A 26,686-nucleotide genomic window follows, 5' to 3' on the forward strand; every position below is an offset into this window, starting at 1 on the left:
TCGTCGGCTTTTCTTAAACCTAAACCTTAATTTTTCATGAAACGCTTACTTCTCCTTATCGGCTGCCTGCTACTGGGGCGGATCAGCTTCGCCCAATCCAGTAGTACACTCATTGACGCAACGAATCGGTTTCTGTCTACGCTCAGCACCGACGAACAAGCCAAAACCCAATATGCTTTCACCGACAGTCTTCGGTTCAAATGGACCAACCTGCCTGTAGGTCTGGTGCCCCGGCCGGGTATTCAGTACGGCTCCCTCTCCGACAAAAGCCGTATGGCGTTTCACCGGGTTCTATCGGCGATATTGAGTTCGCAGGGCTATCTGAAAACGACCAGTATTATGCAACTGGACGACATTCTGAATACACTCTACCAACAGGCGTTCGATAGTGGCCAAATCGACCAGAAAATGCTTAAAATGATGCAGGATCTCAAATGGTCGCATGGCAACTACTATATTTCTGTATGGGGTAAACCGCAAGCCAGCGAACCGTGGGGGCTAAACTTTGGCGGCCATCATATAGCCCTGAATCTCACCTGCGACGGTCGTAATGTGTCAATGTCGCCGTATTTTATTGGCACCGATCCCTCTGAAGTCAAATCAGCGAAGTATGCCGGATGGCGGGTGCTCAGTAAGGAAGAAGATTACGGCTTTATGCTGATCAATGCGCTGAACGACACGCAGAAGAAAGTGGCGATTCTCCAACAGAAAATACCGGGCGATATTATTACCAGCCCGCAGAGTAACCAGCGCATTACCAGTTATTATGGCATTGCTGCCAGCCAGTTTACCAATGACCAGAAAGATTTACTGAAACTGCTCATTCAGGAATATACCCACAACTTCGAGCATCAGAAAGCCCATCAGCTTTTCAATAAAATTCTCAAATCGGGTATCGACAAGGTTTACTTTGCCTGGATCGGTAATCAGGAAGCCAACAAACCGCATTACTACATTATCAATGGCCCTGATTTTCTGATCGAATATGACAATGTGGGTTTTCAGAACGATGGCAACCATATTCACGCCATTCTGCGCGAAAAAGGTAGCGAATTCGGCGAGGATTTACTGAAGCAGCACTATTTGCAGAGTCATAAGTAATTGGTATACCGCAAGGACGCTAAGGCGCAAAGAGTAGGTTTATACGTCTTTGCGCCTTAGCGTACTCGCGCTGTAATTCAATGATACCTAAACTTACAATGAATATGATTTCAGATAAAACTGCGCTAAGAAATAACCACCACCAACAATCAGAAGCGGTACCGCCACAGCCAGCCAGATGACCGCCCAGCCGAAAGCGCCAAAATACGTCAGGATAACCGGATTTTCGGGATCGCTGGCCTGATAAACAATCGTTGCTTTTTCGCCTACCTCCCAATCGGGGGGCGAAGCAGCAAACATGTAGGAATGCCAAACTTCCTGACCACTCATGGTTTGGTATTTGAAAATGGGCCGGTAAGTGTATCCTTTTTTCGATTTTTCTTTTTCAAGCCGATCCACAACAGCCATGACCCGATGGCCCGACTGGATGAGGTTAATTGCTTTGGAAAACTTTGATACAGAGAGGATGAGCAGGCCAGCCCCAACCAAAAATGTGATTAAATAACCCATATCGTTTTTGTGTTGTGATTCGCCTGGCGACCTATTTTCCCAAAAATCATTAGTTCAGCATGATAACACCACCTTTTACCTCAACCATCGCATCGCCTTTAAGTGAAGTCTGCGTTCCCTGAAGCGAGAGTTGGCCGTTGGCCTTGACTTCGGCCGTAGCATCGGCTTCGGCACTGACCTGAGCGCCTTTGACCTCGACCTTAGCCGTTCCCTCAATCTTGACTTCATTGGTGGCTTTCAGTTCGATATTGTTCTGCGCTTCGAGGGTGATATTGTTCTGCGCCTTTACTTCAATGTCTTTCCCCTCAATATGGACAACACCCTGCGTTTCGATCGTAATTTTTCCGTCATCGGCGAAGGAGAGCAGAATGCGGGTGTCGCTCTTATTAACGTTGGTCAGTTCAATTTTTTCTTCGCCCCCCTTATCATAAAGGCTAATCTTGTTGCCTGCTTTCGTTTGTATGGTTTTCTGAATATTGTCGCGGTACGTATAGTCTACCCCATCTTTTTTCGGATACAGGCTAGTCATTACGTAGGGGTACTCGGCCAGGTTCGACTCATATCCAATCATAACCTGCGCATCAATTTCAGGAACGAACAGCATGCCTTCGCCATCGGATGTGTAGGCATGTGCCACCCGAATCCAGTCTGATTCCTTACTATCGCCCGGCCACATGAACTCCACCTTTACCCGACCCAGTTTGTCAGGATCTTCATTATCAACAACTTTGGCTAGTTCTGGCAGTCCGATAGGTAACCGAAACGAGGGATTGGGAGGTGGATACGCTACTGAATCGGGAACAGCCCGAAATGTATTGGAATAGTTGCCGCTGCTGTCCAGGGTATGCGATACGTGCGTAACCCGATAACTACCAAAGTTTTCTTCCGACGAGCCTCGTTCGGTTATGCGCGTGCCTTTCACCGAAATAACCGTACCGACCGACACATCAGGATTTTCGCCAAAACCCTGAAAATCGACCAGTCGGCTGGCTTCCATCGCCTTTTGCGTTTTGGTCACATCGTCCAGCTCTTTTTGGGCATACACAAGTTTAGGCAGCGGCACCTGCGATTCCTCGCTAAAAATCTTCTCCGACTCATCAAGAGTAAAGTCGCCCCACTGTCCCAACCCATCCACTTTCTGATCTTTGGAATGGCTCTGGTAGGTTTCGTCGGCCAGGTAGTCGTAGCGGTTGAAGAGGAATTTGGCGGGTTTCACGCGCAGGCTCATGGCAAACGTCTGCATACCGTCGACGTTGAAGTCCACTTTCTGATCATTGGGTTTGCCAAAAATCAACTGCTGACCGTCGTAAAAACACCACTCTCCATACTCAGCCGCCAGCCGCGCCAGAAACTCAAATGCGGTTTCGTCGTACTGAACCACGTACCGTAGTGAGTCGGAGTGCTTCGGCCTGATGGATCGTTTAAGCAGGTTACTAGGGTACGGGCTCAGCACTTTATCGACAATATCGGACAAGCCACATTCCAGAAACGACCGACGTAACCGACTATCTTCCAGCAGAATAGTTAAGCCATAGCCCGTCAGAACAAATACATTGGACGTATCGCTGGTATTCTTTAGCGCGAGTTCGGTAATGATTCCCTTAAACTTGAAATCGAAGGAGCCTTGTTCGAGCAGTGGTTCAAACGAGAACTGAATCGTTTTGCCAATAACATTTTTGTGCGACTCATGAAAAAACAGTTCGTTGGCATCTTCCAGGTCCTCGAATGGCACTGACAGGCTAAACTGATGATGGCCAAACAAGTCCTGCTCAATGCTCAGCGATCGAACGTTTTTCAGTTCTTTACCGCCTTCGAGTTCAATATGCGGGACAACCTGTTTCGCCATAGACTAGGTGTTTTGATGGTCAATACCATCCAGCTTAATTTTCTCCGCCGACAATCGGATCAATGTACAGTAGCTGCTCCCTGTTCGTTCCACGAAGTGTAACAGCCGTCTACGATTTGTAATTAATCGCGCCTTAAAATCATCATCATGCGGCCCAATATCCGTATTGACGATGTCCTCCACATCGGCCGAAATACTGGCATGGTCAAGGGTAGCTGCCGACATAAACTCACTATACATCGTAGCATAGGCATCCTCAAACTCAAGTTTTTGCAAGGTTGATTGCTGGTCGGTGCGGTTAAAGGTGATATCACCATTCTTTTTTGTGGTTGCCCCCGTCGCCCAGTCACCCAGCAGGTCTTCGTCGGAGCCATCCAGAATCAGTAAAATTGATCCCCCCCGTACCCCCGATGTTGGCCGACCACGATCATATTTTTGCGAAAGTGTATGCTGGCACTGCAACACATTGAAGGTTTTTCCTTCAACCGTTAATGTAGCTAAAAATGACATATCATTTGGGATAAAATCAGGTAACGCGCAGGGTCGCTTTATTAATAACCAGTTCTCCACCCGTTATCAATATTCGGGTATTCATGTAGTTCAGATCGGCCATAAAAAAATCCGAGTAATTGACACAAACCGACTGCTTGAATTCAATTTCCTTGAACGTGGCCGATTCATCAATTCGGCTCAGGATAACCTTTCCATCTTTCTGCATGTGCGGATCGATCATCCAGTTTTTAATGGTTTTATCATCCATCACATCCAGGCAAATCACCATTGCCCAGGAAGGTCGGGACGCCGGTTTACCCCGTTGGTCCTCCTTCCGACCAACTTCCAGCATCATCCAGTTGATGTTGTAGGGATTACCGTCAATATTTAATGTTGCTTCAAAAGCCATAGCGTACTCATTAGTAAAATTTGTGTCTGGAAATCAACACATTCCAGACACAACCTGGTTAGCTACTTCTTCCCCCACTGGTTATCATGTTCGACATCTCGCACCCGAATTTTTTCGCAGGATAACGAGAAGTACGTAACGTAGGCATTACCCGTACGGCGCTGAAAGCCTCGAGCCGTATCATAGGCACCCAGCAAGGGGCGATAGTTTTCGTCTCTACCCCGAATCTGATTATGAACCCGATGCCCGATGTTTCCATTATCATCCTCTTCTGCTGATACTAGATTAAACTCATTGCGAATGCCCATAGCATCATCAATAAAGTTCTCGTTAACGTCGGTTATAAAGGCATTCTCAAAGGCATATTCAACGAGTGTACTTCCAGAATCGTCGATGGTCTTGATCTTGCCACTTTCGGTTCGGGTAGCTTCACAAAGCCATTCGAAGAAAGTATCATTACCCCCTTCTACAATTAAAAAAATATCACCTGTAAATACGCCGGAAGCAGGGCGTCCCTTGTTATCCATCGCCTGTTGAAACGAAATAGCAAATTCATAAATCGGCAGTTCTTCGAGGCCGGCAACCGTTAAGTTTGCTGTGTATGCCATAGTGTTACAAGGTCTTGTGGTTAGCTCCAGTTATGGGTCAGGGTTGCATTTCCATTGCTTATTTCTGCTCCAGAAATAACCAGCGTGGTCATAAGGATAGACGAGTCAGCGACAAATCCTTCTATCATTGAATAACAATGGGCATCTTTTAATGTCCATTGCTTAAGCACCGACCCTTCTTCGTCGATCTTGTAATATTTGACGGTAACAGTCTTTTGCATCGTTGGATTGACCATCCATTCCGTAAACGTACCATCTTCATCCGTATCAATAGCGACAGCAATAGCCCACCTGGATGCCGAAGATGGCCGCCCCTTTGCATCCCGCTTGCGGTGGCAGGTGACAAAAACTTTTCTCAACTCAATTGGATCGCTAACGCCATCGATCTCTAACTTGGCATTAAATGAAGCCATACGAACTAGTGTTAAAAGGGTGAATAAAAGACCTTACTGTTGATCATAATCTGCTTTCCACTCGGCCGAATCGGGGTCGTCGCCCTTCTGTCCGTCGAGTTTGAGCAGGAACGTTTTAGCGGGAAAATAAGGAACCATATGAATGTCGAGGTATATCCGATCTTTCTGTTTGGGGTCCTGCTCAAAGCGCAACAGCTTGAACTTTTCGATGAGCTTACCCGGCCCCGTTACATTGTCCAGAAACTTCACGATCTGCTTCTGAATATCGGCTTTCGTGTTGTAGTTGAAATTCTCAAACGCCCGTCGGTTCAGGAAATCAATCAGCACTTTGGTGATGTAGTCGAATACACGGACTACGGAGTAGGTCTGCAGCCCGAGATTATCGCCATTGAAAAGCGTCTTGGCCGAGAAGGGCATCACCTTGCCGTATTCGTTGACCATCGGAATCAGACCCATTTTTTCGAGCGTCGATATTTCGCTTTTCTTCAACGGGAACCGCACGCCGTCGGCTCCATTCAGCGAACCGTGTTTCCGGCCAGCCGACACCTGCGACATGACCGTAGCGTATAACTTACCGGCCAAGGCACTCGACCCGGGCACATACAGGTCTTCTTCCTCCCCAACGTCCTGGTGTCGCCCACGTCCGGCCAGCCAGTTGCAGGTCATCATCACGTTGGACAGGTAAGCATCCCCACCTGTCAGATCAGCCGATTCGAAGAGGTCAACCACGTCGTCGGGCGCATCGAGGTGCTGGAAGTCCGTCACCATCATTACCTTGTTTTTATGCGCAATCTGGGCCCAGGTATCCACCACCTTCTTCGACCCCAGATAACCGGGTAGCACCATCAGGGCATAGCTATCGCGAAGATCAAGCCGGTCGTAGTTGCGGGCAAACTCTTCGGCAACTGCATCGATAAAGGTGGTGTTGTCGAGGTCGGTGAGTTGCTCCGGCTCGGCATTCATAATATTCACATTCTTTACCTTATCCTGGTCGGTATTGACGTAAAAGCTGGCAACCGACCGATAGGCCTGTTCCAGTCCGCGGCTGGCTTCGAAGGCTCGACGTAAGTTTTCGCTCAGCAACGTTTGGGCCGCTTCGGCCTTCGACTGGGCAGTTTCGGCCAGCTCAGCTACTGAATCGGCACTGGTGAGCAGGTCAAGCATGAGTTGAAGTCGTTTGCTCAACTGCGCCCGTTCCTGTTGCTTCGATTGCTCGGTAAGGAAGATTTTCTTACGGGCCTTTTTTTCGGGATTCAGGTTCTGAACGCCCTCCAGGGTCGTTTCCAGAATAGAAAACCCACCGTATTTGGCCAGTTTGGCCGAACTGGCGTCAAGAGAGGGTATATCTTCAGCGAGCTTTTCGCTGGTTTTGAGTGGTTTATCCTGTGCTTCCATGTTATGTCTTTTCGGTGTACAGTTTATTGCGCTTCTTCCAGTTCGCGAATCATTGCCTGAATAGCGGCTATGTAAGCAGCTTTCCCATCGGGATTTTCGAGCATTGTTTTCAGTATTTTGTTCGATTTCAACTGCTTCACATAGCGCTGAAAATCTTCAAAAGTCATGTTCAGTTCCTGGAGGTATTCGCTTTGGGCAATGATGCCTTTTCGGCCAAAATCGGCTAATGACATAAACTGGAGGGTTTCGCTGGTGCTGCCTCCTTCGTCCGTTTCAAATTCGACCTCTACTTCGGGTCGGAAATGGGCAAACACTTCTCCTACTGTTTTCAGGCCTTCGACCACTTCCGGGCGAACAGGAGGGTCGGATGTTAACTTCTCAATGAGGAGGGTTTTATTCTGTGGGATATCGACGATGCTTTCGCTGACATTGAGCTTTCGCTCCTGCCCACCAATTCCGTAATCGAACATAATGTATACTCAGTTAAACGGTTAGAAATCAATCTTTACAACCTTCATCTCACCCACCAATCAGCACGGTCGGGCAACCAACGACGATGCTTCCACCATGAGCGGTGGTATCCCCCATTCGAGCCGCAGGCTTCCCGCCAATCAGCACCGACGTGGAGCCCATCACAATCACATCAGGAGGGCCTACGCAGGTACACAGATCACCGACTACGGAAGCCGGTTGACCACCGATCAGCACGGTTGGCATTCCAGGACCCATTATGGGACCGCCCACGTGCGGAATCGGGACTACGGCAGGTGTTTGCATGGGGCAAACGTGCATATCGGCTAAGCGTGCGGCAGGTTGTCCCATTCGTTATGCGGTTTGCACTGAGCGATCAGCAGGTTGTTCAACAGAAGCGGTTAGAGCCGTTTCTTCATGGGTTATCGTCCATTGAAGCTCTTCATTGTTCACATCGACATGAATGGTAGACCCTTTAGTTACATCTCCGGCAATGATCATTCGGGAAATGGGTCGCCGAAGCTGGTTCCGAATGACACCTTTCAATTGCCGGGCTCCATACTGCGGTGTAAAGCCCGAAAGCGCCAGGTGCCGACGAGCCTCGGTCGTGAGATCGAGCACAATACCTTGCTTAGTCAATTGATCGGTCAGGCTGCGCAGATGGAGGTTGAAAATCCGAATGGCGTTCTCTTCCGAGATCGGGGCGAAGGGTACGATTTCGGTCAGCCGGGCCAGAAATTCGGGGCGAAAATGGCGGCTCATGGTTTCCATCAGTTCCGTATTGGTCGGAATCTGGCCTTCGCCAAATCGCTGGATAACCAACTGACTTCCAATATTTGACGTAAATAACACCACGGCATCCGAGAAATCACCTTCCTTGCCTAATCGGTCGTGCAGACGGCCTTCGTCCAGAATTTGCAGGAAGATGTCGAACACAGATGGATGGGCTTTCTCAATTTCATCGAACAGAACGACTGAGTAAGGTTTCTCACGGATTTTATTCACCAGCAAGCCCCCTTCTTCGTAGCCGACATAGCCCGGAGGAGCCCCGTACAGCAAAGCCGCTGAATGTTCTTCCTTGAACTCCGACATATCGAACCGAATCAGGAACGACTCATCGTTGAACAGGAAATCGGCCAGTGATTTGGCTAGTTCCGTTTTGCCGGTTCCGGTGGGTCCAAGCAAAAAGAACGAACCGATGGGTTGCCCTGCTTTGGTAAGACCAGAACGAGACTCCAGAATAGCATCGGCAACGGCTTTCACAGCATGATCCTGCCCGATAACGCGCTGTTTCAAGACTTCATCCATCGCCAGCAGTTTATCCCGCTCTTTGCTTTGAATTTTCCCCAGCGGAATACCCGTTTTGTGCGAGATCACGGCCGCTACGTCATGCCGATCAACGGTTGTTTTTTGTACGTCGATCAAGGCAGAAAGCCGGGTTAGTTTCTGCTGAATATGTTCGGCCAGTGTCGAAACCGATTCAAAGGGATCATCCGTCGATTCGTCGTCGTCGCGTTCCGCAGCCAGATTCGCCAATAGAATAGGGCTTATTTTGGCTTCAAGCTCCTGATGCAAATAGCGTAGATTGCTCAATGAGCCGCTTCCATCAAACGAATTGGTCAACTTGTTCAGCTGTTCGGTTAGTTGAGCCACTTCGGCGGGGGTTCGTTCGCTGATCATCCGAACGGCCGACAACGTACGGTCGAGGAGGTCAACGGCGGCATCGGGCAACCGACGATTTCGACTATAACGCTTGGCAAGGGTGACGGCTTCCGAAACCGCATCGGTCCCGACGGTGAGCTGATGATGACTTTCGTAGAAGGGAACCAGCCGTTGCACCATCCGAATAGCCATATCGACCGAAGGCTCTTCTACCCGCAACACATCGAATCGGCGGCTAAAGGCTTCATCTGTTTCAATGTATTTTCGGTATTCATCGAGCGTCGTAGCGCCAATCACCGTCAGATTCCCTTTGGCCAGTTCAGGCTTGAGCAAGTTGGCAACGCCCGTTCCAAGTGGCCCCCGGCTATCCAGTAGCTGGTGAATTTCGTCAATGAACAAAATGATTTTGGCATCTTGTTTTAGCTCTTTGAGAATGCTTTTCAGCCGATCTTCTACCTCACCTTTGTACGAAGCACCAGCTACCAAAGCGCCCAGATCGAGTTCGAGGAGTCGGGCATTTTTCAGATGACCCGGCACATCCCCCGCTACAATATTGAGCGCAAAACCATCGGCCAGCGCAGTTTTCCCTACACCCGGTTCGCCAACCAGAATCACATTGGGTTTAGTCCGTCGTCCGAGGGTTTCGGTCATCATCCTGACTTCCCTGTCGCGGCCCAAAATCGGGTCCAGACGTCCTTCTGTAGCCATGGCGGTTTTATCGACACAATACCGCAACAACGCCTGCTCCGACGTCGGTTTAGCAGCTCCGGCTGTTTTTGGCCCTCCCTCTGAACCAGCCGCTGGCGCAACCGCTGTCTGTACATCGGCATCAGCCAGAGCCGCCTGCATCAGTTCGACCTGTGTCAGTGGAAAGCTCTTCAACTGTTCTGGCGTAAACGCAATGCCTGGCTTGAGCAAAGCGGCCAGCACACAAACAGGGTCGGTTTGTACTTTTCCTAACTGCATGGCAACCAGATCGGCCAGTTCCATAGTGGCTTTCACCTGTTCATCGCCCGGTGGGTTGGTCGATAATCGGCTGGCTTTGGGGCTAGCTTCAATCCGTACCTCGGCCCACTCACGCAGGTAAGGAACATCCTGACCCAACACACCTAACCATGAAGCCAGTCCTACCTCATTATGAAGCAGGCCCATGAGCAGATGCGCCGGAGCGAACAGCTCATTCTGATACTCCTTCGAAAGAGCCTGGGCAATCTGTATCGCCCGTTTTACTTCTTCAGTATATGCCATCAGAATTGGAGTTTAACTAGTGGAGGTCATTGGGTAGTCATTGATAGTCAATCATCGTTTTTGAGTGCTATACACCACTTGGCCCAGCTACCATTTGTGCCAACGAATGCCTATGACAATCAATCAGAACCTAATCGGCGCAATTTTGCATTGATGGCCGTGATACGCTGCTGAGCGTCGGGACGGGTATTTTTTTCCAGCGTTTCTACCGCAAATTCATAAAGCGGACGACGCCAGAGCGGGGGGCGGTTTGTGGCATCGGCTTTTTTCTCACATCGGTCCACAATCTCCATTTCCACATCGGCACGCGATACCCCTGCTGAGGTGGGCGCGGAAACGGTCGGAGCAGGACTGCTGCCAGCCGCTTTCAACTGGGCCGTTAAGTCATTGATCCGTCGTTGGGCATCGACCAGTTTGCCCGTGCATTCCTGAAACTGCGACAGGTAATTGGGTCCGCCACCACCCGATGGGGCCGGAGCGGCCGCTGGTGCTGCGGATTTGGCCGCCAGCAATTTCAGCATTTCGTTTTCCTGCCGTGCCTGCGTAAGAGCGGCTGTCAGTTTGTCAATCTGACTGGCATCGATCCCCTCTTTCTCCAGTAGTTCGCGCAGGTAGCTGATGCTGTTTCGGTAGGTAAGCACAGCGTCGTAGGCATTGATAATACTATGCGACAGCTGCTTATTCATGGGCTGCAATTGCACGGTATCGGCTTTCAACGTGTTTACCTGCTGCTGAATCCCACTTTCCAGCCCCGAGAGTTGCGTCTTTAAACTTCCCTTTTCAATATCGGTCGCTTTCAAATACGCCTGATCGGTGGTCTGGAGTGTTTTCAGATTCGCCGTTACGCCCTCCATCGGCTTCATCAGCTTTTGCGTTTGCTCGTTCAACGTTTCGGTCAGGCGGGCGTTTTCCTGCTTCAGCACATAATTTGGCGCGCTGAATAACAGATAGACGGCTAGTAAAGGAATACTGAGGGAAAGGCAATACACACCCAGAAATCGGCTGAAGGCTTGCTGGCGTTCCGGTTTATTGAGAGGTTCCATCGATTATATAGAGAGGTTTTTTCCAGTGGTTCGGGCAGACCGTCGAAACGGTTGATTCAATCAATGTTAACTTATTTTCGGACAGCTACTTAGAATGACTTATTTAGCGGTTCTACCCAAGTGGGCTCCAACGCGAACGGGGCTTTTCGGGTGGTGTTTCCTTCACTTCGTGTTCGATGATGAATACGTTTTGCCCTTTGCGTTTGCCGATAAAATCCAACTGAGCCAGCTTGTAAAATACATTCGAAACGGTTCGATAAAACGTATCCAGTTCGGCCAGCAGTTGGGTGAGTTCCGTATGTTCATAAGGTAATTGCAGAACTGCATTGAGCTGTGCTTCCAGAGCGCCCGGCGTCAAATCGGCCCATTCGCTGATGTAGCCAATAAACTCTTCCCGTTCGCGGCCACTAAGCATAGTCATCACCACACGCATGGCCTGAATAGGCCGTAGAAGAGTTTCGGCCATGTATACAGGTGGCTCGTAAGGAACAATCCAGCTATAGCGCGTACTGATGTCGCCCAGCGTAAAGGCAATGCGTTCGGCCATCAGTAAGGTACTGGTTTGCAGGGCGTTTTTAGAATCCCGCTCCTTAGTACGCTGCAGGATTTTGTACGCATTCGTTTCCAGCGATTCCAGGTGTTTACCAAATTGCTGGTGCCATTGCTGAAGCCGGGGCAGGCTGTAGACCGATGTGCAGGCCGGAATATAATCGGGGTCCTGCTGAACTTCGCCATTCCCGTATCGAATCCGGCCAACAATCAACTGATAGTTTAATTCCCCCGCTCGTACCTGCGCTGATGGCACTACATCGAGCCGGTATTCGGGACGGGTATGCGGATGTCGTGGGGGTGTTTCGGTCAGGATCGGCTCGCCAGTGGGTACGCGTTTGAACGGATCGACTGTCAGCAGTACATCGAAGGTTTGTGGTTTACCCGTTTGCAAGCCATAGGTAGCTGCCAGTGTTGAAAACGAGGTCGTACAGGTCAACGAATCCGCCGGGTTATGGTAATCGATTCGCCCCCCATGTGGGCTGACCGCCCGACAGGTTCGAAGCTGCACCTTTATATTTTGGTTGTAATCGCATTGAATCTGCATGTCGAGGGCATTCGAAGCAGGCAGAATGCCATACCGAAACCGCGACAGACCCACGGCATGGCTATCCCGCAGTTGATCGTGCATGAAATTTTCCCACTCCGTAAAATGGCGTCGGGCGATCTTCATACCATCCACCCAGTTGACGGGTAGATAAGAGAGTTCTGGTATTGTCATAATAGAGAGGGCAATTATTGATGTATGGTATAGGATGTATGATGGCTACATGTACATTAAAATACATCCTATACCATACATCATACATTCTAATTATACGTGTGTTGTAAAATCCAATCGTCCAAATACCTCGTTTTCAGCCAGTAGAAACGCGTCGTTCAGAGCTGACGTATCCAGTTCAATACCTACAGCAGCATCCAGAGGAACCAGATAGCCCGCGAGCCACTCAATCATCCGACGCCCATCACTACCGGGCAGGTAGTTGGCAACCCGTTCGGTTCGGTCGATATGCACGATTATTCGCAGCAACGGTTCTTCGTCGCATAACCAACCATCAAACACCGAGCTTTCGCCTAACTCCCACTCCCCCAGTGAGGCAGTGTCAGTCTCGACAAGCGTCATGCCACCTGGTTCAAGCTGTAGGCTTACACGCTCTTCCATCAATTGTTCGTAGCAGGCTTTCATCGCGGTCATATCGCCTACCATATGATGTACCACTGGCAGGATGTACAGCAGCCGTTTTACCTGCTCCGATGTCAGGAAATTGGGGAGGTTCCAGAACCAACTCAGTAATTCATTGGGTTGCTCGGTATCGGTATGAACCGGGTACGCTCGCTGCTCCTGCTCAAGTCGAATACGCTGCCGAAAAAACTCCTGCTCAAACGGCAGAAAAAACGTGCGGGCCGCTTTTTCCCGTTCGCGTTGAATGCTCATTTCGCGCAGGATAGCCTCTTTGGACGTTGCCACCTCATTTGCCGTTGGCTGATGAAAAACCCCTTCCGGCAGCAGATCGTATAAACCGCTACGGTTCAGATCAATCTGCAACCACCGTTTCGCCATATGCTGGGCTTCCTTCCATTCGGTCTGGCTGATGTCGCGCCCAAAAGTCCGTTTACCCAGGCCCATCGGATTCAGCACTAGTTCATCGAGCGAAATTCCATCTTCGAGCATATCCGCCAGTACTACCTCGGCTTTCAGGTCGATGGGCAGGTGCTTAAGGCGTTCGGCGTAGATGGAGAGCATATCCATAAGTTACTGAATTAAAGGCAATTCAACCAATCTTCACATTGAATACCAAGCGAATGACTAGTTACGTTTTACCCGGACAGCACAACGACCTCAAATGGCAATGCTGACACCGACTGCGTTTCCAGATTTCGTTGTAACAAAACGGCCTGCTGCTGCCAATCGGCCGGAGAAAAGCTACTTCTGGCCGAGGGCTGTAAACTGACTCGAATACACCGCTGAAATCCATTGGTTGGTAATGGATCAATCCGAAATGATCGCTCGACATGAACCGACTGGAGGTGATGGCCCAGTTCGGCCTGACACGAAACCCGGACATCTTCCAGCGTTACGACACGATTGCGGGTCAGCAAGGCCCGTTTATACTGGGTAATTTTCTCCGATTCTTTCGGTCGCTCACGCCCGCCCGTAGTGGTCGTAATCAGAAATCCCCCATCTTTCCGAAGATTGTTGTCGGCGTATGGTGTCAGGCGGCTTCCGGCCGGAAGGCGATTGGCGGCCTCCCCGTCGCAGGTCCAGTATTCGATGTAAACTGTATCTCCCGGCTGCTTTGGTTTGATAATCAGGTATGGGATCGTGTCCCGTTTCTGTGTTTTCTGATCTACTTTTGCTTCAAGCCGAGCCAATGCCTGATTCAGTTCCCGAATGACTGACGTCAGAAAATCTTCGCCCAGGGCCGCAAAGGAAGCGCTTTCGTCGCGCAGTAAATCCTGTAAATTCGTCAATGCCTGACGGGCATCCCGTTCATCGAATCGACTGACACCGTATTGTACTGTATAGGTTTCAGCTTCTACACCAGACATAGTTCCCAGTGGAATGGCCGTTAACGAGCGGTTTTGGCTGGTTCGTACGTCTCGTACCGCCAGGAAGCATCGATCGGTTTCGAGTGGGATAATATTGAGGTTCTGCTGGAGCCGGTAGGTGATTCGATGCAATCGTCGGTTAACTACTGGAAAGCAATTGATTCCACAGACTATACCTGCCAATGTCTGCACACTGACTGTGTGCGGCAACCGCACTTCGATCCACCAGTATGATTCACGAATGGTCCGCAACTCCCGGTCTGAAAACCACTGAGCCATAGCCGACGAGTAGGGCTGGCGATGCTCAGGCATTGATTTAAACAATGGCGCCGACTCAACGGTCACAAAATGGCGTTCATAGCTAGAGGCAGCCTGTTTTTCCACTTTGTGCATGACGTTGAATTCCTGCTCCAGCAACGAACCTGATGAAGTACCAGCACCATTGGCTGGTAAACCCGCCCGAACCTGCACAGTTTGTCCGGCCAGCCACCAGGAACTCATGGTTAATACAGCTAAATTCTCCTGCCGATCAGCTTCAGTTGGCCAGTCAAAAAAGAACGAGACGCCCTCCAGCGATGGAACGTCCTCGTCCAGTTCCAGGCCCAGCCAGAGCGATTGATAAGGTAACACAGCCGCTACGCCCTGATGCTGAGCAATTGGTATTTTCTGAATGGCTTCATCGACCCGAAACAACGTTTCGGTAGTCGCTATATACCGCACAGCACCATCGACAATGGGGAAGGTGCCTACGGGCGAAAAAAAAGCTTCAAGGGCATTACCCGAATCAGTACGGGCGGCTCCGGTACGCTTAAAACTGAGCTGGGTAGCCGCCGACAAGATGACCTTAGGTTCTACCGGACGCGCCTGCGCGATGGCAAAAGCTGGTCGGGCGACATCCGGCTCAGGGTGTAACACCTGCGCCAGCCGATCTAGCAAACGGGTTTGAGTATTGCCGATCTCGACCGATACCCGTTCAAACTCCATGGCACAGGCTTCGATCAACAACGCCACCAGTGGATCAAAGCTATCCAGATCTGTTTCGGCATACCCCCATAGCTCAGCTGCCCGGCGTAGCATCCGGGCTTTGACTCGCTCGCGGGAAAAACCTTCTGCAACAAGATCGGTAGCCATTTGATACGGGTTAGTTAGTCGTTGGTACTCCGATTTGCAGGATTCAGTTTAGGTTGACTACTGTAACCATAGTCCTCCTAAACTGACTCCTGTAAATCGTTACTCGGTTGACAATGGAGCCAGAAACAGGCTCCGCTGAAACGAAAATTGTTCATTAGTACGGACCAACTGACCATCAATCCAGACCGTCAGCCGCCGTTTTACTCGTTTGCTTACTCGGCCAAGCTGCATCTCCTGATCGTTCAGATCCACACGTACCCGCACCTGGGTGAGTCGCTTTTCATGCTCAGCTATCGACGCTTCGATGGATTGGCGAACGTCCTCTTTCCACCGGCTATTAGCCTGATTCGAAAAATCTTCGTCCCACAGGCTACAACCAAACGATTCATCGAAACGCGACTCGGCAAAGTGCGTTGTCAGCATCAGGTATAAATTCTGAGCAATGGATTGCGGCAGCGAACAGGTTGGATGCGGTTTATGCTGCAATACATCGTCGAACCGCAACGGCAACGCATAATAAGGTTGTGACATACCAGCCGTAGCTTAAAACCGGAATAAAATACCCGCGCCAACACCAACACTATTCATAACGACATTCGAACTGGCAGACTGATACACATCCACGCCATCCTGCTTGGTCGTGGTATACTCCCCCTCCGTTTTATACTGATAGATGTACGTAGACTTGGTTGGCGTTGATCCAGACTTGGTGCTGGTAGACGTATACAGAGACTCCTTTGGCCGGAATGACTGGTTGTAGGCCACAATCTCGGAAAACCCACGCAAACTCTCTCCCAAACGAAACTGAATACCTAAAGCAGCCTGATAGCCAATCGCCAGCGAATTTTCACGGTAGTTGGTTTCACTAATGGTGGTCGTGCTGGCACCCGTTGTTGGCGCATATAAACTATTCGACGTAGTTTTATAATCCATCACAATGCCCCCTACCAGGCCCAGTCGGTTATAAATGTAATAGGCAGGGCGTGATAAGGCTTTAAAGGTAATGTTAGGCGTGATGGACAATACCCGTAAGGTTGTTGAGGTTGTACCTGTAGAGGTATAATTGGAGCCTTTATAGTTGTTTTCCGTTGTTAGGGTAGACCCGAATAGCATATCGGCATCAATACCTAAATTGATAAATTCACTGACAATTACGCCAACACCAATGCCAGCCCGAGGCCCCGCCCCTAAGCCTGTAGCATTATTTTTGAAGCCTGTGTTCGTCATACCAGACTGGCCTGACGTATAACTGGTCGTCACCTGAGATCCAGGAGTGAGCAAACCATAAAACCCATAGAGCTTTACATAATAAGGAGCCTCAATTGTTGCTTTAGGCTGTCGTGGCGCTTTTGCGGTATTTACTGGTTCCGATGATCGACTTGCTGTGTTTAAGGATGCTATTGTCTGAGCCTGTACAGTACCCATACTGGCAAGCAGACAGGTTAGTAGAAGAAGATGGCGATGAGTAGTCATTGGTCATGTTATTTAGCGAGGTAAAACGTACACACAATGAGCCATTTAAACGGCTCGGCAACGAACTGTCCACCGATGAAGTGAGAGGCAAAATAAATCGTTAAAAGGACAGCGTCATAGCGTATAACTACGCGTCTCACCGGGCAAAAATCCGGGTTTTACGGGCAATCGTTACCTGTACCGAATAAGTACACAAAACCCAACCAGACTCCCTCAACTACCTACACACTAACTAATGACTATACAAACGATACAATGAGACACAAATCACTGATTTACAAATAAATAACCACAACCTTGTCAGTAAATACGCATTTTCAACTTCTATATATATTTAAAAATATACCCTACTCAATATGTTCTTAAGTACCCCAGCAATCAATATCCCAAGTGGCCTAACTTACTCAGCCAATTGAACCCGAATTTCCGATAGAGAACCGTTTTATAAAACCACCTCTTCTTTCGTATCGGGGGTGATAATTCGTTCGGCTTTGCCGACCATAAATATGTAGGCACAGGCACCGATAAACTCAACAATACCAATAAATACGATGGCGGGTTTAAAATCAGTGCCCGTTATCAGATGCCCAATGGTAATGGGCACCACAATAGAAGCCAGATTCCCCATGAAATTAAATACGCCACCCGTTAGGCCAATCAAATGCTTCGGCGATAAAATGGAGACAAATACCCAGGAAATCAACGCCATACCAACGCCGAAAAAGGCTAGCGACATGAAGAAAATAATCATGGCGACATCATCGGTATAATTGGCCCCGATAATCACTACCGACAACAGTAATCCAGCAATAATTGGTGTTTTGCGGGCCATACTTACGGATTTCCCCTGCCTTACCAGCCGATCCGATACAAAGCCCGATAGCAGCAGGCCTGCGCAAGCCGCCAAAAATGGAATGGAACCCAGATAACCCGACTGCCTGAAATCGATGCCCCGGTATTTGACCAGATAGGTTGGAAACCAGGTTAGAAAGAACCAGAGTGTGGCATTGACCGAAAACTGACCGATGTAAACACCCCACAAGGTTCGTTTTGAAAAGATCAGTTTGAAATTCTCCCAGCGCCATAACGACGGGCTATCCACTCCCGATTTTTTGCCATGAAACAACCCACCCCCTTCTTCAATATAGTCCAATTCGCTCTGATTCACACGCGGATGATCTAACGGGTCGCGATAGAACAGATACCAGACAACACCCCATACCAGCCCAACCAGTCCCGTGACGATAAACAGCCCTTTCCAGCCTGCATAATACTGAACCGTCACTAAAACCGGCGTCAGGAAAGCCAATCCAATGAACTGCCCGGACACATACATAGAAATGGCCGAAGCCCGTTCGTTGTCGGGAAACCAACTGGTGACAACTCGGTTGTTAATCGGATACGATGGGGCCTCAAACGTACCTGTCGCCAGGCGAAGCGAAAACAGACTCAGAAACCCACTGGCAACTGACTGCGCCATGGTAGCGATTGACCAGGTAACTAGGCAAAAAGCATATAAAATTCGTGGACCAAACCGATCGGCAATAATCCCGCCTGGAATCTGTAAAGCAGCATACGCCCAGCCAAAGGCCGAAAATATATTCCCTAACTCAACAGTCGATAGCTCCAGATCTTTCCCCAGTTCGGTAGCCGCTACCGACAGGTTAGCGCGGTCCAGGTAGTTAATCGCTACGTTCACAAAGACGAGTGCTAACATGCCATAGCGCACACGGGTTGGCTTTTTATCAGTTGAGAGGTTCATTCGTTCGGTTAAGGTTTCGGTTTATACGTAAGCGGTTTATAACCTTAGCGGGCCGTCCAGCCGCCATCGACAGTAAGCATCGAGCCAACCATGTATGTCCCGGCATCGCTAGCCAGAAAAATAGCGGCCCCCTGAATTTCCCGTAGTTCGCCCCAGCGCCCCAGGGCCGTTGCGCCCACAACAAACTTTTTCCCTTCCTCCGTATCTGCAATCGGAACATTCATGGCCGTTAAAAATGGACCGGGGCAAATGGCATTGACGTTGATATTAAAAGGAGCTAATTCAAGCGCCAGCGCACGGGTCATCTGCACGACAGCCCCTTTGCTGGCCGTATACGGCGTACGATTCGATAAACCAACTAACCCGAGCGTACTGGCCAGATTGATGATGCTGCCCCGACCGGCTTTTTTCATATAAGGCGTTACCGCTTTAGAACTCAGCCAGGTACCTGTTACATTGATGTCCATCACGGCTGTAAAATCATCCAGCGTGAGTTCATCAATAGGCCCCCGGATGTTGATACCCGCACTGTTGATCAGAATATCGATTCGGCCAAACGTGTCGATGGCGGCTGTTGCCATCGCTTCGGTTTGTTCTTGTTTCGTAATGTCAGCGGCAAAAGCGACGGCTTTTACACCAAAATCCTGGGTCAATTCCTGGGCGGCTTTTTCGCATTCATCGGCATTCCGGCTCACCAGCATCAGATTGGCTCCCGCCGACGCCAGCCCAGCGGCCATCGCCAGCCCCAATCCTTTCGAACCACCCGTCACGATGGCAACTTTCCCTGTAAGATCAAACTGTTTAATTCCCGGTAATACGTCTTTTGTCATACGGTTGTAAGTGATTCTCAATTCAGATGTGTTCTATCCAGCTATACCATTCCTAATTTCCCTTTGCTGTAATTGATACAGGCAACAATGTTTTCTTCTTCAAGCGCCAGTTTCTCGTCGGCGCTCAACTGCGACACGCGGGGTAACCCTCCCGGATATTTGTGCTGCCGAACCGTACGAAGCGAACGGGCCAGATCGGAACCAGGTAAAGCAGGAAACGTTTCCCAATAGGCTTCTGTCAGACAGGGGATTTCCAGCGGGTCGCGGGTAATCATTTCCAGACTGAACGTGCCCGATGGATTGTACTTTCGGCAGAGGTCGACCATTTTTGGCAGGTCCAGAATCCCTTTACCCATAGGCACTTCCGACAGCAGAAAACCGTTCGGATACTCTTCAACAGCCATGTCTTTTACATGAGTGCTGAATGTGTAGGGCGCTAACGTCTGCACCACTTCCATGGGGTCTTCAAGTAGGGCCATGCTGTTGCCAAAATCCAGCGTTACGCCTATCCACTCGCTATTAACCTGTTTCAACAAATTGACCAGGTCCGGTGCCCGCCAGTCTTTATGGTTCTCGACGCCCAGTTTGACTTTGTGTTTACGAAGTACAGGTTCCGCCAGTTGCAGGGAAGTCAGCGCGTTTTTTTTCAGTTCCTCAAAAGCAGCAACAGAGTGATAGGTTTCGTATCGGCGCCCACTCGAACAAACCGTCCGAAGTACCTGCGCACCAGCCTCGCGTGCCCCAATTACATCCTGCTCAAACTTGGGCACATCCTCCGCTTTTTTGGGCAGGCCGATTGATCCTTCCAAGTAGAGGCCCAGCTTCTCCCGTTTTTCGCGCACTTGTTTGGCAAAATCGCTCGACCAGCCATTTACGATTACCTGCACCCCACCGGCCCCTAGCTGATGGCAATGGTCCAGCAATTGAAGCGCGTTGGTGAAGGGTGGATATTTCTTACTATCCACTTTCGAGTTCCACCGACTCCAGTACGAGTGCACCACAATACCCATGCGTTTGTCGGCCATAAAGCTGGGCAACTCAGGCAATGAAAATGCCACTGCCCCTACCGAAGCCCGCTGTAAAAAATCTCGTCTATCCATTTGGTTAAGGAGTTTAATGCACAATGAATAATGGACAATGTGTACTGAATAATGGGCAGCACATCCTCTAAATACACACATTATGCATTGCCCATTATTCATTGCCATATCAATTCCCATTTGCCGGTGCTTTGGCTTCAAGTACATACTTGTTTAGCTCTTTAGCCGTCCAGGGCACTACCCTACCCTGCGACGTCACGCGGGTCATGCCTACGGTTCGTCGTCCTATTGGCCCTGCGTTGTTTCCCCATTCGTTTCGGATGTAGGTCAGAATGGCGGTGATAACGCCATCGTCCATGGTTGAGTGCGAAGGCATAACAGGTAGAATATCAGGCGCATCGTACATTTTCTTATTCACTTCAATGGGTCCCTCAATACCGTGGAGAACAATGAGCGCCAGCCGTTTTTCGTCGCCCAGTACCCAGTCAGAGCCAATGAGCGGAGGAGCAAAACGGGCTAGTCCAGCGCCATCGGTTCCGTGACAACCCGAGCAGGTACTCAGGTAATGCTGACGACCCAACACAAACAGTTTTTGTTCCTCATCGTTCAGCAGGCTTTTGGTCTGTGCAACGGCCTTACTGGCGGCATGTCCGGGCCATTCAAACATCGTATTCAATGTAACCAATCGCGCCGGGTCGACTTTCGCGGCTGACCGGGTGAGCAGACTAGGGGCCGATACCAGTTTAACCGGTTTCATTTTGCTGTTGCTTCCACCCATCGACAAGCCCGTAAGAACGGCTTTTTGTTGCCAACCCAACGGTTCTTTACCCGTATCGAGCTTCGTGAGGAGTGCACTGAGCTGAGCCGCATTCCGGTTACGAGCAATCGATGTCGCTAACATTTCGAGGAAAATTTCTTTCGTAGGCTCATGCGTCTGCCACTGGGGAGAAGCCAGTAACCGCTGCAAAAACGCGGCTTCCAGGTTCGATAGACTACTCATTACCGCATCGCGAATGAGTGCCGAATCACCATAGCGTTGTACAATATTGGCCAGTAAAGGTTGGGCATCGGCAGGGTCAAGTGCACTTGCGGAGAGCGCCATCTGAAGAATTTGTTCGATAGGGGCCTGTTCCCAAATGCCCAATAATTGCTTGCCCAATTTTGCCCGAACGGTTTTATCTGTTTTAGCAAACGGTTCCAGCAATCGGACGGCGGTGGATTTGACAAGCGTATTCTGATCGGCCAATAAACTTAGCAACAAATCAGGCTTGCTTAGCTTTAACCCATCCAGTGTCCATAAAGCATGAAAACGGCCTAGCGACTCAGTGCCTTTCAAAACAACATTGGTCAACGCGGCCTCCACCCGCTTATCAGCCCGATCGATCAGTAATGCCTGCGCCATATCCCGGTGCCAGCCATCCGGGTTCGACAACTCGGCCACTAACTCGTCACCCGAAACCTCCGACAACTTCCTGGCTTTCTGGCCTTTCCAGTTTTGGGGCACTACCCGCCAAATACGTCCCCGGTTAATGGGTTGTACCAGATCGCGCGATAGGGATTGTTCCCGCAAGTATGGCGTCACATACGCCTTATGCTGAATTACGCCCCGGTACATATCGGCGATGTATAAAGCGCCATCGGGGCCTGTTGCCATATGAACCGGCCGGAATCGCTCATCCGTCGAAGCCAGAAACTCTTTTCCGGGATGTGGGTCGTGAGCTGTCAGAGATAGTCCTTTCGATTCGGTCACATTGCGCTTGACCAGATTACCGGCGGGTTCACAAACGAACACATTGCCATAGTAGGCAGATGGAAATGCCGTGCCGCGGTAGAACAGGGGTGAACAGGCGGCTGTAAACTCCTGCAAACGACCTTCCTTATCCAGCGTGCCGGGAATATACCCCCGATTAACGGCGGGGTTTGGTCGGATCGGATACACACGTCGGTCAATGGTCAGCCCATAGTCGATACCCGTTGTGGGTTTATGGTTTTTATTGCGTGACAGATAGTTGGGTGGAACCAGATCGGCGTGGAGCTGCGACCAGTTGTAGTTATAGTACAGACGTCCCTGGTCATCATGGCTGATGCCCCACTGCCCACGAAACTCGGTACTATCGCGAAGCCATTTTCCATTGGCCAGTTTGTAGCGCACCCGCGCTTTGGCATTATAGTACCAGTTGTCCATGCTACGCCAGAGACCATTCGGTGCGTGTTCGGGAAGCCCTGTAGCGGCATATTGATCGTCGATGAGGGTTTTCGTATCGGCCTTCCGATCACCATTGGTATCTTTGGTGAGCCAGAGTGCTCCGTTTTCGGCAATCAGTGCTCCATTGGGTATCAGGGCAATAGCACGGGGCATCACCAGACTATCCAGATAAACATTGCTGGCATCCATCCGGCCATCGCCATTGGTATCCTCCAGAATCGACACCCGGCCAACCTTTTTCTCCTCGCCCGCTCCATCGATGTTCATCATGAATCCGCGCATTTCAACTACCCACAGCCGACCATCTTCATCGAAGGTAATCGCAACGGGATCTTCGACCATAGGCTCAGCCGCTACCAACTGAATATCCAGTCCGGGTTCAAGCTGAAACGTACTGAGTTCTTCGGTGGGTGTTTTAGCTGGTGACGGCCCTTCTCCTGGCTCCGTTCGGATGTTTGTTTTAAAACTCAGCAGGCAGAAAAGTCCAATACAAATCAGGCAGAGATAATAAGCAGGCTTACCCATGATACATAACGTAGCATTATTACCAGAAAAAGCATTATTAGCCGGATACTACTTGTGTACCAATCGGGTTTTAATACCATCCTACCAATTGACCCGGTAAGCATGCAGGCGTAAATCAACGGTTTTGATTCGTTGGTATCGTTTTGTAGATTTGTTCCTAACGAACGACGTACTCAATCATGCAACTGCCCCTCAACATTCCCCAAATCGACCGCTTCACCGATGAAGAGTTAGTCCAGTTCTGTCTGGCTAATCCCAACCTTCGTGTTGAGCGCGATGAAACTGGCACTGTATATATTGATATGTCTCCTACCCATTTATTAACCAGCGCGAATAACAGCGAACTGAACGGTGAATTTGTCATCTGGAACCGTAAGACGAAGGCTGGTAAAGTTATTGACTCGAATGGTGGTTTTTTCCTGAGCGATCAATCAATGAAAGCACCGGATGTAGCCTGGATTCGGCGCGAACGCTGGGATGCGCTGAGTAAAAAGGACAAGCACTCATTTCCGTACCTGGCTCCCGATTTTGTGCTCGAACTCGTCAGTGATTCCGATCACCTCGACGCGGTTAAAGCGAAAATGGACAAGTGGCTGGCCAACGGTGTTCGCCTTGCCTGGCTGGTTTCGCCCAATGAGAAACTCACCTACATTTACCACCCCAATCAACCCGTCGATGCTAAAACCTTTTCAGAAACACTATCGGGCGATGATGTGCTGATTGGCTTTGAAACCGTGTTAGCCGATATCCTGGAAGATTGATGGAATAGGCGAGCCATCGCTTCGCTCTCTACCCGTTCAGTAGTCCGGTTAAAACAAAACCGCCAGCCTCTACTGACTAGCGGTTCATTCATTTTCTTCCAAAGTTCAGCTTAGTTAGCGCAAACGTAGGTTTCGGCCACGGCATTACTGCTTGCATCGGTATAGGCTATTAAGAAAGACGAAGTGCTGAGAAAAGATAACGTCTGACTAATGGGGCCAATCGGATTGAAACCGCCAAAGGTGACCGTTTTCGAAAGCGTTACCGTACCATTGTTGCACGTATAGGTTCCCCCTCCTGCGCCCCCCGTGCCGCAATATTCGGGGTCTTTCAGCAAAACAAATTGACCTGCCAGTTTTCCGCCCGGAAACGTAAATATCAAACCTTGCTGGCATGGAGTAATCGCTTCAACTTTATTAACCGTTCGACTTGTCAATCGCCAGTGGGCACAACCAGCGACTCGGGTTGCAACATCATCGCAGGAAATGGATGGGGGAAGGCGGTGGTCGGCGCACGACCATACCACGACTAAAAAGCCGTACAGAAAAAAGCGTAATAGGTTTTTCATACTATGTAAGTGTTAAGTGGTTTAACCTATTCATATGTAGGCACTTACAAAGCTAATCATATGTTTTAAAGTTCCAACAAATTGTAGTACTATAAAAAATGAAGTCTATTTCAACGCCAGAAATAGTCAGATATAACTATAAAACGCTAGTACTATACACTACGATAGTTTTGCTGTTTACTCCAGTTTACCAGTACGGAATGAGCATCCATTTAGTGCCTGATCAATTAAAAAACGCCGGGTTTATAAACCCGGCGTTTTTTAATTGGTTCTCACGTAGAACTCCATTCCTGTATTTCTCTGTGCTATTTCTTTAATGCATTTATGCGGTAGCCAGAGCTTTGCGCTCACCGATTTGCTGACGCCACATAGCGTAATACAGTCCTTTCTGTACCAGCAATTCCTCATGACGGCCCTGTTCAACAATGTGTCCTTGCTCCAGCACAAAAATGCGATCGGCATGCAGGATCGTACTCAGGCGGTGGGCAATCAGAATAGTAATTTGCTGGTTCATAGCCGATACGGTGCGAACAGTATCCGTAATTTCCTCTTCAGTGAGCGAATCCAGGGCCGATGTTGCTTCGTCAAATACAAGCAACGAAGGTTTACGAAGCAGCGCACGGGCAATACTGAGCCGCTGCTTTTCGCCACCCGACACTTTTACTCCTCCTTCACCAATGACTGTATCGAGTCCTTGCGGGGCACGAGCCAGCAGCGAGTCGGCGGCTGCCTGATGTAGAGCCGTTAGGCATTCTTCGTCCGTTGCATTGGGCGCTACAAAACGGAGGTTCTCCCGAATGGTTCCGGCAAATAACTGTGTATCCTGCGTGACGAAGCCAATTTGCTCCCGAAGCTCATCCAGATTCACATCTGAACCCGGAATGCCATTGTACAAAATCTGTCCACTTAAGGGCCGGTATAAACCAACCAATAGCTTAACAAGTGTTGTTTTACCCGACCCACTCGGCCCGACAAAGGCCAGTGTTTCGCCTACCCGTGCATCGAACGAAATACCATCGAGAGCTGGTTTGTTGGCCGTCAGGTGTTTGAAATGAACATTGTCAAAGGCCAGTGTCTTGAGCGAATGAACCGGCTGCGGAAGCGCTGGCTGTACGTCGCGGGGCGTGTTCAGAATCTGCTGGAAATTGGCCAGTGAGGCTTCCGTTTCTCTATATACGTTGATGATGTTGCCTAACTCCTGCAATGGTCCGAAGATGGCAAATGAGTAGATGAACAGCGAGAAAAACTCACCCACCGTAATACGTTCCTGCACCACCAGAAACAACATAAACAGCATGATGGCATTACGGAGCAGGTTCACAAACGTGCCCTGGATAAACGACAACGACCGGATATAGCGAACTTTTTTGAGTTCCAGCTTCAGAATTTTTTCGGTCGTAGCATTGAGTCGTTCGGTTTCCTGCTGTGCCAACCCGAGGCTTTTCACTAGTTCGATATTGCGTAAACTTTCCGTCGTTGACCCCGCCAGAGCTGTTGTTTCGGCAACAATCGTTTTCTGTACGACCTTAATTTTTTTGCTCAGCAACGAACTCAGGATACCCAAAAGTGGAATAGTCAGAAAGTACACCGGAGCGATTGGCCAGTAGACAGTGGCCGCATACCACATCACGAACACGATGCCCACAATTGATGTAAAGAGCACATTCACAAACGACTGGATCAGCTTTTCGACATCGGCCCGTACTTTTTGTAATTTACCCAACGTCTCACCAGAGCGTTGATCTTCAAACACCTGATAGGGCAATTCGAGCGAATGCCGAAGCCCGTCAGTATAAAGCTTTGCACCCAGCCGCTGGGTGATTACGTTGACATAATAGTCCTGAAAATTCTTGGCGATTCGGCTCACCATCGCCACACCGAGCGCCTGTAGAATCAGCAAACCAGCTCCATTTTCCAAGAAGCTCCAGAAACTAAGTGGCCGAAGGGCTCCACCAGGCTTAACCACATACTGGTCAATAATTTTCCGAAAGATGTACGGATCAAGTAATGAGAAAATCTGGTTGATAGCGGCCAGGAAAAGAGCCAGTGCCAACAGACCCCAATAACGCCGTAAATAACTGTAAAGAAGTTGCAT

24 protein-coding genes are annotated in these 26,686 nt (G+C 49.6%); 2 read left to right on the plus strand and 22 right to left on the minus strand.

The features are described 5' to 3' along the window. The first annotated feature begins 36 nt into the window (after positions 1-36). Positions 37-1,101, plus strand: a complete 1,065-nt coding sequence (locus tag BGO59_RS23845) for a DUF3500 domain-containing protein (RefSeq protein ID WP_293687432.1) — start codon at positions 37-39, stop codon at positions 1,099-1,101. 93 nt (positions 1,102-1,194) lie between these two features. Here the strand turns inward: BGO59_RS23845 and BGO59_RS23850 are convergent, their stop codons facing one another. From BGO59_RS23850 to BGO59_RS23945, 20 genes are all read right to left on the minus strand, one after another. Beyond that, positions 1,195-1,611 carry a DUF3592 domain-containing protein gene (locus BGO59_RS23850; RefSeq protein WP_293687434.1) on the minus strand — a complete coding sequence of 139 codons (417 nt, stop codon included), beginning with the start codon at positions 1,609-1,611 and terminating at the stop codon, positions 1,195-1,197. Between the two features lie 49 nt (positions 1,612-1,660). Beyond that, the gene (locus BGO59_RS23855) at positions 1,661-3,457 is read right to left on the minus strand and encodes a phage baseplate assembly protein V (RefSeq protein ID WP_293687436.1); all 1,797 of its coding nucleotides are present in this window, start codon (positions 3,455-3,457) and stop codon (positions 1,661-1,663) included. 3 nt (positions 3,458-3,460) lie between these two features. Beyond that, positions 3,461-3,967 carry a type VI secretion system tube protein TssD gene (gene tssD / locus BGO59_RS23860; protein ID WP_080055690.1) on the minus strand — a complete coding sequence of 169 codons (507 nt, stop codon included), beginning with the start codon at positions 3,965-3,967 and terminating at the stop codon, positions 3,461-3,463. 16 nt (positions 3,968-3,983) lie between these two features. Then, the gene (gene tssD, locus BGO59_RS23865) at positions 3,984-4,358 is read right to left on the minus strand and encodes a type VI secretion system tube protein TssD (RefSeq protein ID WP_293687439.1); all 375 of its coding nucleotides are present in this window, start codon (positions 4,356-4,358) and stop codon (positions 3,984-3,986) included. Positions 4,359-4,420: 62 nt separating this feature from the next. Continuing rightward, the gene (gene tssD / locus BGO59_RS23870; protein ID WP_020599744.1) at positions 4,421-4,966 is read right to left on the minus strand and encodes a type VI secretion system tube protein TssD; all 546 of its coding nucleotides are present in this window, start codon (positions 4,964-4,966) and stop codon (positions 4,421-4,423) included. A 20-nt stretch (positions 4,967-4,986) separates the two neighbouring features. After that, positions 4,987-5,379: a type VI secretion system tube protein TssD gene (gene tssD, locus BGO59_RS23875; protein WP_020599743.1), complete on the minus strand. Its 393-nt coding sequence runs from the start codon at positions 5,377-5,379 to the stop codon at positions 4,987-4,989. A 33-nt stretch (positions 5,380-5,412) separates the two neighbouring features. Continuing rightward, positions 5,413-6,774 (minus strand): DUF5458 family protein, encoded by a 1,362-nt coding sequence (locus tag BGO59_RS23880; protein ID WP_293687442.1) that lies wholly within the window; start codon positions 6,772-6,774, stop codon positions 5,413-5,415. A gap of 23 nt (positions 6,775-6,797) precedes the next feature. Then, on the minus strand, positions 6,798-7,244 hold the full coding sequence (locus tag BGO59_RS23885; protein ID WP_293687444.1) for a hypothetical protein: 447 nt from the start codon (positions 7,242-7,244) through the stop codon (positions 6,798-6,800). Positions 7,245-7,293: 49 nt separating this feature from the next. Then, entirely contained in the window at positions 7,294-7,596 is a 303-nt protein-coding gene (locus BGO59_RS23890; protein WP_293687446.1) for a PAAR domain-containing protein, read from the minus strand. 3 nt (positions 7,597-7,599) lie between these two features. Further along, the gene (locus BGO59_RS23895) at positions 7,600-10,155 is read right to left on the minus strand and encodes an ATP-dependent Clp protease ATP-binding subunit (RefSeq protein WP_293687448.1); all 2,556 of its coding nucleotides are present in this window, start codon (positions 10,153-10,155) and stop codon (positions 7,600-7,602) included. Positions 10,156-10,274: 119 nt separating this feature from the next. Further along, positions 10,275-11,198, minus strand: a complete 924-nt coding sequence (locus BGO59_RS23900) for a hypothetical protein (RefSeq protein WP_293687450.1) — start codon at positions 11,196-11,198, stop codon at positions 10,275-10,277. A gap of 112 nt (positions 11,199-11,310) precedes the next feature. After that, the gene (locus tag BGO59_RS23905; RefSeq protein WP_293687452.1) at positions 11,311-12,468 is read right to left on the minus strand and encodes a hypothetical protein; all 1,158 of its coding nucleotides are present in this window, start codon (positions 12,466-12,468) and stop codon (positions 11,311-11,313) included. 93 nt (positions 12,469-12,561) lie between these two features. After that, complete coding sequence (locus BGO59_RS23910; protein WP_293687454.1) at positions 12,562-13,491, minus strand: hypothetical protein; 930 nt, start codon at positions 13,489-13,491, stop codon at positions 12,562-12,564. Between the two features lie 74 nt (positions 13,492-13,565). Continuing rightward, a complete protein-coding gene (locus BGO59_RS23915) occupies positions 13,566-15,428 on the minus strand; it encodes a hypothetical protein (RefSeq protein WP_293687456.1) in 1,863 nt (620 codons plus the stop codon). Positions 15,429-15,527: 99 nt separating this feature from the next. Next, positions 15,528-15,959, minus strand: coding sequence for a GPW/gp25 family protein (locus BGO59_RS23920; RefSeq protein WP_293687458.1), 432 nt, complete (start codon positions 15,957-15,959; stop codon positions 15,528-15,530). Between the two features lie 12 nt (positions 15,960-15,971). Further along, positions 15,972-16,901, minus strand: a complete 930-nt coding sequence (locus BGO59_RS23925) for a hypothetical protein (protein WP_293687460.1) — start codon at positions 16,899-16,901, stop codon at positions 15,972-15,974. Between the two features lie 442 nt (positions 16,902-17,343). Continuing rightward, positions 17,344-18,663, minus strand: a complete 1,320-nt coding sequence (locus BGO59_RS23930) for an MFS transporter (protein ID WP_293687462.1) — start codon at positions 18,661-18,663, stop codon at positions 17,344-17,346. Positions 18,664-18,707: 44 nt separating this feature from the next. Next, entirely contained in the window at positions 18,708-19,493 is a 786-nt protein-coding gene (locus BGO59_RS23935; protein ID WP_293687464.1) for an SDR family NAD(P)-dependent oxidoreductase, read from the minus strand. A 41-nt stretch (positions 19,494-19,534) separates the two neighbouring features. After that, positions 19,535-20,593 carry a TIM barrel protein gene (locus tag BGO59_RS23940; protein WP_293687466.1) on the minus strand — a complete coding sequence of 353 codons (1,059 nt, stop codon included), beginning with the start codon at positions 20,591-20,593 and terminating at the stop codon, positions 19,535-19,537. A 109-nt stretch (positions 20,594-20,702) separates the two neighbouring features. Further along, positions 20,703-23,264 carry a c-type cytochrome gene (locus BGO59_RS23945; protein WP_293687468.1) on the minus strand — a complete coding sequence of 854 codons (2,562 nt, stop codon included), beginning with the start codon at positions 23,262-23,264 and terminating at the stop codon, positions 20,703-20,705. A 179-nt stretch (positions 23,265-23,443) separates the two neighbouring features. On the opposite strand from BGO59_RS23945, the gene BGO59_RS23950 reads away from it, so the two are divergent. After that, positions 23,444-24,025: a Uma2 family endonuclease gene (locus BGO59_RS23950; protein WP_293687470.1), complete on the plus strand. Its 582-nt coding sequence runs from the start codon at positions 23,444-23,446 to the stop codon at positions 24,023-24,025. Between the two features lie 110 nt (positions 24,026-24,135). On the opposite strand, the gene BGO59_RS23955 is transcribed toward BGO59_RS23950, so the two are convergent. Both BGO59_RS23955 and BGO59_RS23960 read right to left on the minus strand, forming a co-directional pair. Next, the gene (locus BGO59_RS23955; RefSeq protein ID WP_293687472.1) at positions 24,136-24,591 is read right to left on the minus strand and encodes a hypothetical protein; all 456 of its coding nucleotides are present in this window, start codon (positions 24,589-24,591) and stop codon (positions 24,136-24,138) included. 322 nt (positions 24,592-24,913) lie between these two features. Continuing rightward, complete coding sequence (locus BGO59_RS23960) at positions 24,914-26,686, minus strand: ABC transporter ATP-binding protein (RefSeq protein ID WP_293687474.1); 1,773 nt, start codon at positions 26,684-26,686, stop codon at positions 24,914-24,916.

This window comes from Spirosoma sp. 48-14 (assembly GCF_001898575.1).
GTDB lineage: Bacteria > Bacteroidota > Bacteroidia > Cytophagales > Spirosomataceae > Spirosoma.

Coding starts and splice junctions, on each gene's coding strand:
- BGO59_RS23905 (WP_293687452.1), bottom strand. CDS start 12,468: ATGACAATACCAGAACTCTCTTATCTACCCGTCAACTGGGTGGATGGT.
- tssD (WP_080055690.1), bottom strand. CDS start 3,967: ATGTCATTTTTAGCTACATTAACGGTTGAAGGAAAAACCTTCAATGTG.
- BGO59_RS23890 (WP_293687446.1), bottom strand. CDS start 7,596: ATGGGACAACCTGCCGCACGCTTAGCCGATATGCACGTTTGCCCCATG.
- BGO59_RS23935 (WP_293687464.1), bottom strand. CDS start 19,493: ATGACAAAAGACGTATTACCGGGAATTAAACAGTTTGATCTTACAGGG.
- BGO59_RS23880 (WP_293687442.1), bottom strand. CDS start 6,774: ATGGAAGCACAGGATAAACCACTCAAAACCAGCGAAAAGCTCGCTGAA.
- BGO59_RS23950 (WP_293687470.1), top strand. CDS start 23,444: ATGCAACTGCCCCTCAACATTCCCCAAATCGACCGCTTCACCGATGAA.
- BGO59_RS23940 (WP_293687466.1), bottom strand. CDS start 20,593: ATGGATAGACGAGATTTTTTACAGCGGGCTTCGGTAGGGGCAGTGGCA.
- BGO59_RS23960 (WP_293687474.1), bottom strand. CDS start 26,686: ATGCAACTTCTTTACAGTTATTTACGGCGTTATTGGGGTCTGTTGGCA.
- tssD (WP_293687439.1), bottom strand. CDS start 4,358: ATGGCTTTTGAAGCAACATTAAATATTGACGGTAATCCCTACAACATC.
- BGO59_RS23850 (WP_293687434.1), bottom strand. CDS start 1,611: ATGGGTTATTTAATCACATTTTTGGTTGGGGCTGGCCTGCTCATCCTC.
- BGO59_RS23955 (WP_293687472.1), bottom strand. CDS start 24,591: ATGAAAAACCTATTACGCTTTTTTCTGTACGGCTTTTTAGTCGTGGTA.
- tssD (WP_020599743.1), bottom strand. CDS start 5,379: ATGGCTTCATTTAATGCCAAGTTAGAGATCGATGGCGTTAGCGATCCA.
- BGO59_RS23920 (WP_293687458.1), bottom strand. CDS start 15,959: ATGTCACAACCTTATTATGCGTTGCCGTTGCGGTTCGACGATGTATTG.
- BGO59_RS23895 (WP_293687448.1), bottom strand. CDS start 10,155: ATGGCATATACTGAAGAAGTAAAACGGGCGATACAGATTGCCCAGGCT.
- BGO59_RS23855 (WP_293687436.1), bottom strand. CDS start 3,457: ATGGCGAAACAGGTTGTCCCGCATATTGAACTCGAAGGCGGTAAAGAA.
- BGO59_RS23910 (WP_293687454.1), bottom strand. CDS start 13,491: ATGCTCTCCATCTACGCCGAACGCCTTAAGCACCTGCCCATCGACCTG.
- BGO59_RS23900 (WP_293687450.1), bottom strand. CDS start 11,198: ATGGAACCTCTCAATAAACCGGAACGCCAGCAAGCCTTCAGCCGATTT.
- BGO59_RS23885 (WP_293687444.1), bottom strand. CDS start 7,244: ATGTTCGATTACGGAATTGGTGGGCAGGAGCGAAAGCTCAATGTCAGC.
- BGO59_RS23945 (WP_293687468.1), bottom strand. CDS start 23,264: ATGGGTAAGCCTGCTTATTATCTCTGCCTGATTTGTATTGGACTTTTC.
- BGO59_RS23930 (WP_293687462.1), bottom strand. CDS start 18,663: ATGAACCTCTCAACTGATAAAAAGCCAACCCGTGTGCGCTATGGCATG.
- BGO59_RS23915 (WP_293687456.1), bottom strand. CDS start 15,428: ATGGCTACCGATCTTGTTGCAGAAGGTTTTTCCCGCGAGCGAGTCAAA.
- tssD (WP_020599744.1), bottom strand. CDS start 4,966: ATGGCATACACAGCAAACTTAACGGTTGCCGGCCTCGAAGAACTGCCG.
- BGO59_RS23925 (WP_293687460.1), bottom strand. CDS start 16,901: ATGACTACTCATCGCCATCTTCTTCTACTAACCTGTCTGCTTGCCAGT.
- BGO59_RS23845 (WP_293687432.1), top strand. CDS start 37: ATGAAACGCTTACTTCTCCTTATCGGCTGCCTGCTACTGGGGCGGATC.